The organism is Chthonomonas sp. (assembly GCF_035294165.1).
GTDB lineage: Bacteria > Armatimonadota > Chthonomonadetes > Chthonomonadales > Chthonomonadaceae > Chthonomonas.
Map to the genome: position 1 here is coordinate 1 of NZ_DATGLN010000253.1, position 11,606 is coordinate 11,606.

The following is an 11,606-nucleotide window of genomic DNA, read 5'->3' on the forward strand; positions in this document are numbered from 1 at the left end:
AAAACATCCCCACAAAGAAGAAAATACCGTCATGCAGGCCGAAGAGATACTCTACGGGTGGGACCCCGAACCCCGCATTGTGGCCGTGGAGACCGTTGCAAAAGATACCACCCTCGCCGTCTATCGCCGCACCGAAACAGATGAGGTGGTCTGCCGCACCATTCCTTTCCGCCCCTGGCTTCTGCTTGAAGAAGAGCCGCCACCCCAAATTCCCATCGCCGAATGCATCGCCCTCGATACGGATGAGGCTTTTGGCGAAGGCTATCGCGTTCTGGCCCTCTTCGATGACCTCGCCGGTTATCGGGATGCACGCCTATGGCTGCGCGAGCACCACATCGAGCACTTGGCATGCAGCAGCGACGCCCGTATGGCGCTTACCCGCCTCGGGAAAACCCTCTTTAAAGGCATGGCCTTTGAAGACATCCGCCGCATGCAGTTCGATCTGGAGACCACCGGGCTTAGCCCCACAGCACCCGACAGCCGCATTCTTCTGATCGCCATCTCCGACAACACTGGCTTCAAAACGGTGCTGGAGGGCGACGAGATGGCCATTTTGGAGCAGTTCGTAACGCTCGTCGCCGAACGTGACCCCGACGTGCTCGAAGGCCACAACATTCTCGGCTTCGATTTTCCCTATCTGCTGGAAAGGGCCAGGGTTCTTGGGGTGAAATTGGCCTTAGGACGCGATGGTTCGGAGCCTTGGCGCGCCAACGAACGTAACTATGCCATCGGCGGCGCTACACGTCCCTTCCGCCCGATCTATATCTTCGGACGGCATGTGGTGGATACCTACCTCGTTGTGCAACGTTTCGACTGGGGACGCCAATCTCTCGTGAGCTACGGCTTAAAAGAGTGCGCCCGCCACTTCGGCATCGCCTCGGACGACCGCCTCGAGCTGCCCCGACAGGATATGCTGCGGCTCTACGCACAACAGCCCGACATGGTGTTGCGCTATGCCCTCCAAGATGTGGAAGAGGTGGAGCGCCTAGCGGCCATCATCACCCCCGTCGAGTTCTACCAAACCCAAATGGTGCCCGATAACTATGGGCAGGTTGTGGCGTCGGGTAACGGCGAAAAGATCAACACTATCTTCCTACGTGCCTACCTCCACGAAGGAAGAGCCATTCCCTTCCCACAACCTTCCAAACCCTATGAGGGTGGCTATGTGGAGGTTCGCGAACGAGGGGTGCTGCGCCGAGTGGTAAAGGCCGATGTGGAAAGCCTCTACCCCAGCCTCATGCTAACCTACTCCATCGCGCCGGCTTCAGATACGTTGGGCATCTTTCTGCCCGCCCTGCGATTTCTAACCGAACGGCGTCTTGAGGCCAAACGAAAGGCCGCCGAGACGCAAAAGGCCTCCACCGAGTTCGCCTATTGGGACGGCCTGCAGGCCTCGCTTAAGGTGCTGATCAACTCCTTCTACGGCTACCTCGGTGGCCCCTTTAACTTCAACGATTACGATGCAGCACGTCGCGTGACGGAAGAGGGACGCAAGCTCGTCCAATCCCTCGTCCAGCACCTTGAGGAGACGGGCAGCCGCGTGATCGAAGTGGACACCGATGGTGTCTACTTCGTACCTCCCGAAGGCGTCGAGGGGGAAGAGGCAGAACGCACCTACGTGGCCCAAATCGGTGCCATGCTCCCACCCGGCATCCGGCTTGCCTTTGATGGGCGCTATGCCGCCATGCTCTCCTTAAAAACCAAAAACTACGCGCTCGCCTGCTACGATGGCACCCGCATTCTTAAAGGCGCCTCCCTCCGCTCTCGCGCCGATGAACGCTACGGCCGGCAGTTCCTCGAAAAAGCCATTGCCTATCTGCTCGACGGCGATATCCAAAGTCTCTGCAAGCTCTATGAACAGACCATCCAACGCCTGCTGAACCGCGAAATTCCCATTCAGGACTTGGCAAGGCGCGAACGGGTGACCCCCAAAACGTTCCAAAGCGAACTCAAGAGTCGTTCGGCGGAGGTCGCAAAGGGAGTGCCCATAGGAGACTACGTGTGGGTTTATGAACGCAAAGACGGTCGGCTTGGGCGCCTAGAAGAGTACCAAAACGACGAGAACATCCCCTACTACATTGACAAACTCTACAAGTTTGCCCGCCGCCTCGAAGAGGCTTTCCCATCCCCGCAAGATTTCGATGCCTGTATTCCGCGCCCCACGGCCACCGGTATTCCGCGCCCCTTGCAAGGGGAGCTGGATCTCTTCAATTAACTGCCGGCATTTAAAACAGGGTCAGTTTAGGTTCGCGCTTGGCCTCGATCACTTTTTGCCGCGCCGCAGCGATGTCGGCCACCAACTCCCGCCGAGCGGCCTCATAGGCATCTCCCTGAAGGCGTAAAATATAGGCCGGATGCCATGTGGCGGCCACATAGCGCGCATAACGTCCCTCGAACCACTGGCCACGCTCCTGGCTCATTTTGAAACCTTTATGGATCAAGACGTTGGCCGCGGGGGCCCCTAAACAGAGAATGACCAGCGGTTGAATGATGTCAATGGTCTGCTCTAACCAGGGTCGGCACGCATTGATCTCCTCCTGCGTCGGTGGGCGGTTCCGCGCCGCCCCGCTCTCCGTGGTAAAAGGACGGCAGCGCACCAAATTGGTAATATAGATGTGTTTCCGAGAGATGCCGTTTTCGCGCAAACAGGCGTCCAACAGCACACCGGCACGCCCGACAAACGGCTTACCCGTGGCATCTTCGTGCATGCCGGGCGCCTCACCTACCAACATCAACGGCGCTTCCGGATTTCCATCGCCAAACACTACCTGAGTTCGTGTGGCCGCCAAATCGCACGCCGTGCAGGTGGCCGCGCGGGCGGCAACAAGCTGCAGACGCTCTGCCTTCGTTCCGATACCGCCATCCGAACTCGTCTCGGAGAATATGTTATTGCTCTCTTCTGCCATCCCTCTTCTCTCACTACTCCAGGCCGGTTTCACGCACAGGGGGTAGGCCTTGTGCCTACCCTATCCCTACGGCCCATCCTTTCCTCCACGGCCGACGCCCACGCTATTGTGGAATGCGCCACACCTGCCCTTCGCGCAACAGATCGGCGGCGGCCTTTGGCCCCCAAGTGCCTGCCGCATAGTTGGGGAACACAGGGCATGTAAGGTGTTCCCAAGCCTCTAAAATGGGCGTCACCACCTCCCAAGCCGCCTCCACCTCGTCGCCGCGGGCGAAAAGGCTGGCATCGCCGCGAATGGCATCAAGCAGCAGCCGCTCGTAGGCGTCGTGCACCGGCACGCTGAAAGCCGATCCGTATTTGAAGTCCATCTGCACCGTCTGAATCTTTAAACCGGGGCCGGGCACCTTGCTGCATACCTCGAAGAACGCTCCCTCATCCGGCTGAATGCGGATAACCAGACGATTGGGGCGCAGTCCCTCCGCAGCCGTGCGGGCAAAAAGCACATCTGGCACCGCTTTAAACTGTATTTGAACCTCGGTAACGCGCTTGGGCAACCGCTTACCGGCCAAAACATAAAAAGGAACCCCGGCCCAACGCCAGTTCTCCAAAGCAAAGTGAATGGCCGCAAACGTCTCTGTGGTGGATTTGGGGTCAACCCCCTCCTCCTCACGATAGCCCGGCACCTCCACCTCCTTGCCATCAATCACGAGCTTGCCCGGCCCATACTGACCGCGCACCGTTCTCCGGGCCACATCCTCCTGCGAAAACGGCCGCAACGATCGCAGCGTCTTTACCTTCTCATCGCGAATGGCATCGGCATGTAAGGAGATGGGCGGCTCCATCGCCACCAAGGTCAACACCTGCAGCGCATGGTTCTGAATCATGTCGCGCATAATGCCCGATTTATCGAAGTAGTTCCCACGCCCCTCAACCCCTATCGTCTCGGCCACGATGATCTGCACGTGGTCAATGTAGTTCTTATTGAAGAGCGGCTCGAAGATGTGGTTGGCAAAACGCAATACCAAAATGTTCTGAACCGACTCTTTACCCAGATAGTGGTCAATCCGATAAATCTGATCCTCACGAAAACGCGCTCGCAGCTCCGCGTTTAACTGCCGTGCCGAGGCCAGGTCATAGCCGAAGGGCTTTTCAACCACGATTCGCGTCCACGATTGAGGCGTCTTCTGACGGTTTAAACCGGCCCGCCCAAGATGGTCAATGATCTCCAGAAAGTTTTCAGGAGGTGTGGCCAAATAGAAAAGCCGATTGCCGCCAAGGTGGCGCTCCTCGTCTAGGGTATCGAGCAGGTTTGCCAATCGGTGGTAGCCCTCGCTATCGTCGAGCGTGGAGCGAAGATAGAAGATATTCTGCGCAAAAGCCTCCCACTCCGGCCCTTCGGGCTGTAGGGCAGGAGCGAACTCACGAATGGCGGCGCGTACATCCTCCCGATAGGTCGCATCGTCCTTATCTCGCCGTGCGAAGGCGATAATGGCGAAGGCCGGTGGCAGCAGTTTCTGTTTGGCGAGGCTGTAAAGCGCCGGCATAATCTTCCGCCGTGTAAGGTCGCCGGTCGATCCGAAAAGCACGAGAGCACAAGGGTTCGTTACGTCAGATGACATCGTCCTACTTTCTAGCCTATTAAGATGAAGTTCTTCCGTACATAGCAGCGTTAGGGCGCTCCCCAAAGCGGCTTGCCATCCTTGTCCCGAAGCAGAATGGTAGGCTCATTCGTCGCCCCGATGAGCATGGCCGCAGCCGCCTGCGACTGATCGTCGGAGAGGTTGAAGTAAGGCTTGCCCTTGAATATCTCCAACGAGGCCCGCGGCACGCCGGTTTTATCCCTCAAGGCCAGCGTGGGACTGCCGTCCGGCGCCAAGTTAAGCGTCACGCGGGCATGCCCCTGCGCATCGTGCAGGGCAAGGCCTACCGAACCGTCCTCCTCCACAAGCAGTTGCACACGTGCCTTCCCATCCCCATCGTCAAGATTGACGATGGAGCGACTTCCCTTCATGCCCACCTGGGCTCTTGCATGGCCTTGAGCGTCCTCAAAGAGCAGACTTGGACTGCCGTCTGGAGCACAGCTCAAAACGGCGCGCGTGTTGCCCCGCGCATCCACCAAACGAAACTGCTCGGCCACAAGCGTCTTTGGCTCCGGCGGGGCGCTATGTCCGTGCAGGGCCGCAAGAGTCAGCAAGGCCCCGCCACAAGCCCACCCGAAATGCGCGATCCGTGCCATCGGTAAGCCTCCTAATCGTGCTTCTCTGCCGGGTGCACCGGGTGCCCCCCGAACTGATTCCGCAAGGCCGCCAGCACCTTCGCGCTAAAGCTGTCGGGCTGGCGCGAGCGAAATCGTAGATAGAGCGAAATAGCAATAACCGGTGCAGGCACCGCATGCTCTATCGACTCCATCACCGTCCAGCGCCCCTCACCCGAATCCTCCACGTAGCCCTCTATCTTCTCTAAATTGGGGTCTTGATGAAAGGCCCGCGCCGCCAGCTCCAAAAGCCACGAGCGCACCACACTGCCGTGCTGCCACAGATTGCAGATGGCCTCCAGGTCGAGATTGGGGTAGGGAGAGGCTTTCAGTATCTCGAAGCCCTCCGCGTACGACTGCATCAGGGCATACTCAATGCCGTTATGTACCATCTTTACATAGTGGCCGGAACCGGCAGGCCCCGTGTGTAGCAGCCCACCCTCCGGAGCCAGGTCACGCAAAAGAGGTTCCACCGCCTGAAAGGTGTCGGCGTCGCCTCCAACCATCAAACAGTACCCCTCCTCTAGCCCCCAAATGCCGCCGGAAGTGCCGGCATCGAGGAAGCGAATGCCCTTCTCCTTGAGGAACTCGTAATGGCGCTGCGAGTCGGTATAGCGCGAGTTGCCCCCGTCTATCACAATGTCGCCGGGGCGAAGGTGTTGTGCCGCCTCCGCAATCACGTTGTCGGTTATCTCTCCTGCAGGCACCATGCTCCAAACGACTTTCGGCGTCTGCTCTAGGCGGTCAATCAGGTCTTTCACACTGCTGACAGCCACGCCCTGTAAGGCGCTTAAACGCTGGCGGGCGGCCTCGTTGGGGTCGCTGCCTACAATGCGATGTCCCCGGCGAATAAGCCTCTCGGCCATATTGCCACCCATCTTCCCTAAACCTACGATTCCCATCTCCATAGTCGCTTACTCCTTGCAAACGCTTCTCTAAAAGGGGAACTGATCCACGTTGTCTTTTGTAATGGTAATGCGCAACGGCAAGGTGACGATAGGCCCGTTCACCTTGATCGGCTGCGCCAGGCCGGGCAGCATCTCGCCGTCCTTTGGCATCTCCCCCCGTAAGGCCTGACGGACGAGGTAGGCCGTATAGTAGGTAAGCTTGGTTGGGTCCCATAAGTAAAGCCCGGTCACCGAGCCGTCTTTCAAATAGGTTCGTGTTTCGCTGGGCAAAGCCAGCCCCCAAACCTTCACTTTGCCCACACGCCCCAGCTTCCTCAAGGCCTCACCGGCCGCAGGAGGGCTTACCGAGTTCGCACAGGCGATTCCCACCGCATCCGGGTTGGCCTGCAACGCCTGCACCGCCAATGCGACCGCTTTGGTCTTGTCATCATCGTTGTAGTAGATCGGCTGGGCTACGGTAATGCCGGGATACTTCTTAAACCCCTCCAGCATCCCCTCCACGTGCTTGTTCAAGTTCTGAGCCGTGCGTTGACCGCTAAAGATCAGCACCTTGCCCTTCCCTCCTATCGCCTTGGCCAGCGCGTCCGCAATGTCAACGCCGATCTGCACGTCGTCTACCGCGGCCACGTAGAACTTCCGTTTGCTGGTGGGAGCATCCGAGTCCCAGGTGAACGTCTGAATACCGGCATCCGCCGCCTTGTCCAAAGCAGGCACAACGGCCTGGGCATCATCCGGCGACACCACAATTGCATTGGCGCCCCCAACCCGCGCCTGGTCAATAATTTCGGCCTGCTTGCCCGCCGAGGCCTGGTCGGGTGCCTCATACTCTACCGTGGCATCTATCTTCGGGTCGTTGTTGGCCTGCTCGGCCCCCGCCTTACAGGCGTCGCTATAGGAGATTCCTCCTACCTTAAACACAAAAACGATCTTGGGCTTTCCTCCTTGCGCTACCGAAGAACTCCCACCGCTCGACGGGGTCTCTTTGGAACAGCCGGCCAGCGATAGGCCAAGCAACAGCAGCCCCAACGCGTAGCGCCCTGCGGCCTGCACCACTCCTCTATTCAACCGTCTCCTCCAATCCTTCTAGCAGTGAAATCGCTTCCAATGTGGCCTCGCGAAACGCACCCAGGGCGATATCTACCTGCTCGGCCGTTACGATCAGCGGAGGCTCTAGCCGAATCACTTTCGGGTTGTTCAGCGTATAGGCCGCGATCACCCCGCGCCTCGCCATGCCATTAATGGTTAGCTCTGCAACGTCCTTCACGGCGAACTCCACCCCTATCATCAGCCCACGGCCGCGCACCTCCGTAATGGCCCCACCGGCCTCTTCTTGAACGGCACGTAGGCCGGCAAGCAACTGCTCTCCGCGTTCAGCTGCCCGCTGCACTAAGTTCTCCTCCTGAATCACCTCAAGAGCAGCCAGCCCCGCTGCGCACGCAAGGGGGTTGCCACCGAACGTAGAGGTATGCAACAGAGGATTCTCGCCGAAAATCCGCTCCCAAATGGGCGGCGTCGCAATGGTAGCCCCGAGGGGCATCACCCCACCACCGAGGGCTTTGGCCAGCGTCATAATGTCCGGGCACACCCCCTCATGATCGACACCGAATAGGGCGCCCGTCCTCCCCAAACCGGTCTGTACCTCGTCCACGATCAGCAGCGCGCCGTGCCGGTCGCAAATTTCGCGGGCCGCCGCTAAATAGCCCGGTCTGGCGGGAATAATGCCCCCTTCGCCCTGAATCGCTTCCAGAATCACCGCCGCCGTCTCTTCGGAGACCGCAGTAGCGAGGGCCTCCACGTCGTTGTAGGGCACGAAGGTCACCCCAGGCACAAGAGGCTCGAAAGGCTTGCGATACTTCTCCCTGCCGGTCACCGAAAGGCTGCCCATGCTCTTGCCGTGATAAGAGCCTTCCGTGCTCACAAACTGCGTGCGACCCGTGGCCACCCGCGCCATCTTCAAAGCAGCCTCCACCGCCTCGGTGCCACTGTTGGAGAAAAAGGTGAACTGCAGCGAGCCTGGCGTTAGCCGGGCAAGCTGCTCGGCAAGTAACGCCTGCGCCTCACAGAAAAAGGTGCGGGCCGAAAGAGGGAGCCGATCCAGTTGACGATGAACGGCCTCCACCACCTTAGGGTGGCGATGCCCCACAGAAAACACCCCATAACCGCCCAGAAAGTCCAGATACTTAGCCCCCGTGGCCGTGGTAAGAACACACCCTTCGGCAGAGACCTCCACGTCTCCAAAGCCCCCAAACTGCATAAGTCGGGCCAAACCCGGATTCACGTACTGCCGATAACGCTCGATAACGGCCTCTACGTAGGCTTCTCCCTCTAAGGAAACACCCTGCGGTGAGGTTGTTTCGGTTGTTGGAGAGGACATCGGCTCATACTCCCTTGCGATATGGCTAAGTATAGCACGATTCTCCCATCTTGGGTAACCGTTCCGCCCATAAAACTTGAGACAAGGCGATTGTCGCCGACTTTCAAAAACCAGTGGCATCTCTCTCGTCAAAGCCGGCTCCTGCCCAAATTTAGCAGAGGGGAGACCAGCAAGTTCACCAGCGGTTTCCTGTGATTAGCTTCCTTCGGTAACTAACCACAACCGCCCCCTTTCTCCCGAATCGGGGGGAAGGAAGGGATAGGGGGCGAACAAGATAAGCTCACGCTGCTAACTTGCTCTAGAACCGTGAGATTGGCAGTCTCTGCAGCCCCACCCCAACCCCCTCAGAACGGGTGGGCAGTGAAACTCAAGATTTCTCGCCTTCGGCTCGAAATGACAGGTGTCTATCTTACCGGCTCTTCAAGCCCCCTCCCCCCGCCCCTCAAGGCCGAGACAGGGGTTCCCAGAAAATCTTGCGATTTTCTGGGGCAGGGCGTCCTCCACCTCCCCCAATTTGGGAGAGGTGCACCTCGCGGTGGGCGCCTCAGCGGCCAGTACAGTTCCCATAATCGTCTATCTCTCTGGCCGCTGCATCGCCGTCTGCAAGACCGCTGCATCGCCGTGCGCTAGCACCTCCCGAATCGGGGGAAAGGACGGGATAGGGTCGAACGAAGCGGACCTGCTCCACAAACGGCCTCTAGAACCGCAAAGCTGGCAGGTAACTACAAGGGGTAACCACAAGAGTTACCCCTACAACCATCACGATCAACCAACCTGCACCGGTAGGGGTAGGCCTTGTGCCGCAGCTCGCAGGCCGTTGAGAGAAGCGGAGTGTCGTAACGACACCCATCCTGTTGAGGGTTGCACCTTGATCCTCCCGGCGCAAAGTGCGCGATCCCCTGCGTAGTAAAGGTATAATAAGAGACACTTCGGAGCCGTTAAGCTCCGAAGTTCCAGGTGTCATCCTATGCGTTTTCTTATTCGCTCTTTTCTCGTAGGCAGCGAGCAACCGATAGCGGTCTCGCACGCTCTCATTATCGAGATTACACAGGCGACGCCGGTTCCCTGAAAGCCTGCCATCCCTCCGGCGTCGCCTCGTTGCGCCCCTTCGCAATAAGGCGGCGCCTTTTTTATGTGCTGTGGCACCGACGTTTCGGCATCGGTGAGGCCTGAAACCCATTCGCTTGGAGAAAAGGAAAGATGTCAGCCCATTCCGATAACCAAAAACAGTATGACTATCGCAAAACGCTTCATATAACCCTTAGCGATCGAGACCCCGGGGCCTTCCCGCAGCGGGGAAACCTGCCCACACGAGAACCGGAGTTCCAGCGCCGATGGGCCGAGCAAAGCATCTACGCAAAAAGCCTGCAGAAACCGGCCCCCAAGGGCACGTTCGTGTTGCACGACGGCCCCCCCTACTCCAATGGAAATATCCACCTCGGCCACGCGCTCAACAAAATCGCCAAAGACATCACCACACGCTTCCGCACGATGGACGGCTACCGAGCGCCCTATGTCCCCGGCTGGGATAACCATGGTATGCCCATCGAAAACGCTGTGGCGCGACGCTTTCGTGAAGAGGCCAAAACCACCGGCGGCGAACGCCCAGAAACCGACCGCCTCGCCCTCCGACGCGCCTGCCGTGAATATGCCCAGCACTGGATTGAAGTCCAACGGGAACAGTTTAAACGCCTCGGCGTCCGCGGAGATTGGGAGCACCCCTATCTCACCATGGAGGCTAAATTCGAGGCCAAGCTGGTGGAGGTGTTTGGTGAACTTGTTGAACAGGGGTATATCTATCGTGGGCTTAAGCCGGTGCTGTGGTGCGCCGTCTGCGAAACCGCTCTCGCCGATGCCGAGGTGGAGTACGAACCACACGTTTCGCATAGCATCTACGTGCGCTTTCCCGTTCGTGAAGACCCAAATGGCGTGTTCCCCAACCAAACGGAACACCCAGCCTACGTCTTGATATGGACGACAACCCCATGGACGATCCCCGCTAACCTCGCGCTCGCCGTACATCCCGATGCCGAGTACGTTGTAGTCTCCGCCGAGATCGGAGCGGAACGCGCCTTTTATCTCGTGGCGCAACCTCTCCTGGAAACCACTATGGGGCTTCTCCATGCAGCCGAGTTCACCCCCGTTAAAACGCTTCGTGGCTCTGAACTGGTAGGGCTTATCGCAACGCATCCTCTCTTCGATAGACCCTCCCCCGTGGTGCTCGCCAACTACGTGACCATGGATACCGGCACAGGCATTGTCCATACCGCCCCCGGACATGGAAAGGAAGACTTTGAAACAGGTAAGCAGTACGGCTTAGAGGTGCTTAACCCCGTAGACCCGTCCGGCCGCTACACCCAAGAGGCCGGAGGATACGCCGGTCGTTCCTTCGCCGGCCTACGCGTGGTGCCGGAGCCGGGCGAGACAGAAGCACCCGCCAATCTCGCCGTTATTGAGGCGCTGCGACATGCCGGCCATCTCATGAGCGCCGGTAAATACGAACACTCCTACCCGCACTGCTGGCGGTGCCATAGCCCCCTTATCTTCCGCGCCACCGTGCAGTGGTTTATGAACATTGACCATAACGGCTTTCGTCAGAAAGCGCTCGAAGCCATTCAAAAGGTGACCTGGTATCCCAAAGAGAGCATCAATCGCATTACCAGCATGGTTGCCAATCGCCCCGATTGGTGCCTATCGCGCCAACGCAGTTGGGGCGTTGGCATCCCCGCCTTCTACTGCGACGCTTGCGGCGAAACCATCCTCACTAAAGAGAGCATCGGCGCGGTTGCCGACCTCGTGCGTCGAGAGAACTCCGATGCCTGGTACCGGCGTACCCCCGCGGAAATACTGCCTCCAAACTTCGTTTGTCCCAAATGTGGGGCCGGAGTGGAGCACCTACGCAAAGAGACCGATGTGCTCGACGTCTGGTTCGATTCGGGCTGCACCCACCGAGCTGTTCTGGAATCGGGCGAATGGCCGGAGCTGCATTGGCCCGCCGAACTCTACCTCGAAGGGGGAGACCAACACCGTGGCTGGTTCAACTCCTCCCTGATGATCGCCGTGGCAACAAAAGGCCAAGCGCCCTACCGCGCCGTCGTAACGAACGGTTGGACCCTCGATGAGAACGGTGAGGCGATGCACAAAAGCAAAGGGAACGTGGTAGAC

At 58.8% G+C, this 11,606-nt stretch carries 9 protein-coding genes; 3 read left to right on the top strand and 6 right to left on the bottom strand.

Annotated features, from left to right (window positions below; all coding sequences use genetic code 11):
- A partial coding sequence (locus VKV29_RS14120) for a DNA polymerase domain-containing protein (protein WP_324201959.1) occupies positions 1–2,215 on the top strand: 2,215 nt, incomplete at its 5' end.
- Between the two features lie 10 nt (positions 2,216–2,225).
- Here VKV29_RS14120 and VKV29_RS14125 read toward each other — a convergent pair.
- The 6 genes from VKV29_RS14125 to VKV29_RS14150 form a co-directional block, all read right to left on the bottom strand.
- Entirely contained in the window at positions 2,226–2,906 is a 681-nt protein-coding gene (locus VKV29_RS14125; RefSeq protein WP_324201960.1) for a uracil-DNA glycosylase, read from the bottom strand.
- Positions 2,907–3,009: 103 nt separating this feature from the next.
- Entirely contained in the window at positions 3,010–4,524 is a 1,515-nt protein-coding gene (zwf, locus tag VKV29_RS14130; protein ID WP_324201961.1) for a glucose-6-phosphate dehydrogenase, read from the bottom strand.
- Between the two features lie 50 nt (positions 4,525–4,574).
- A complete protein-coding gene (locus tag VKV29_RS14135; RefSeq protein WP_324201962.1) occupies positions 4,575–5,141 on the bottom strand; it encodes a hypothetical protein in 567 nt (188 codons plus the stop codon).
- Between the two features lie 11 nt (positions 5,142–5,152).
- Entirely contained in the window at positions 5,153–6,067 is a 915-nt protein-coding gene (gene gnd, locus VKV29_RS14140; RefSeq protein WP_324201963.1) for a phosphogluconate dehydrogenase (NAD(+)-dependent, decarboxylating), read from the bottom strand.
- A gap of 27 nt (positions 6,068–6,094) precedes the next feature.
- Complete coding sequence (locus VKV29_RS14145; protein WP_324201964.1) at positions 6,095–7,132, bottom strand: autoinducer 2 ABC transporter substrate-binding protein; 1,038 nt, start codon at positions 7,130–7,132, stop codon at positions 6,095–6,097.
- Positions 7,125–8,441: an aspartate aminotransferase family protein gene (locus VKV29_RS14150; protein WP_324201965.1), complete on the bottom strand. Its 1,317-nt coding sequence runs from the start codon at positions 8,439–8,441 to the stop codon at positions 7,125–7,127. The genes VKV29_RS14145 and VKV29_RS14150 overlap by 8 nt, the downstream gene beginning before the upstream one ends.
- A gap of 360 nt (positions 8,442–8,801) precedes the next feature.
- Between VKV29_RS14150 and VKV29_RS14155 the strand changes: the two genes are divergently transcribed.
- Both VKV29_RS14155 and ileS read left to right on the top strand, forming a co-directional pair.
- Positions 8,802–9,071 carry a hypothetical protein gene (locus VKV29_RS14155; RefSeq protein WP_324201966.1) on the top strand — a complete coding sequence of 90 codons (270 nt, stop codon included), beginning with the start codon at positions 8,802–8,804 and terminating at the stop codon, positions 9,069–9,071.
- Between the two features lie 570 nt (positions 9,072–9,641).
- The coding region (gene ileS, locus VKV29_RS14160) for an isoleucine--tRNA ligase (RefSeq protein ID WP_324201967.1) at positions 9,642–11,606 on the top strand (1,965 nt) is incomplete at its 3' end.

What these genes read in the sequence shown, in the direction of transcription:
- gnd (WP_324201963.1), bottom strand. Translation starts at nt 6,067, where the DNA reads ATGGAGATGGGAATCGTAGGTTTAGGGAAGATGGGTGGCAATATGGCC.
- VKV29_RS14135 (WP_324201962.1), bottom strand. Translation starts at nt 5,141, where the DNA reads ATGGCACGGATCGCGCATTTCGGGTGGGCTTGTGGCGGGGCCTTGCTG.
- VKV29_RS14125 (WP_324201960.1), bottom strand. Translation starts at nt 2,906, where the DNA reads ATGGCAGAAGAGAGCAATAACATATTCTCCGAGACGAGTTCGGATGGC.
- VKV29_RS14150 (WP_324201965.1), bottom strand. Translation starts at nt 8,441, where the DNA reads ATGTCCTCTCCAACAACCGAAACAACCTCACCGCAGGGTGTTTCCTTA.
- zwf (WP_324201961.1), bottom strand. Translation starts at nt 4,524, where the DNA reads ATGTCATCTGACGTAACGAACCCTTGTGCTCTCGTGCTTTTCGGATCG.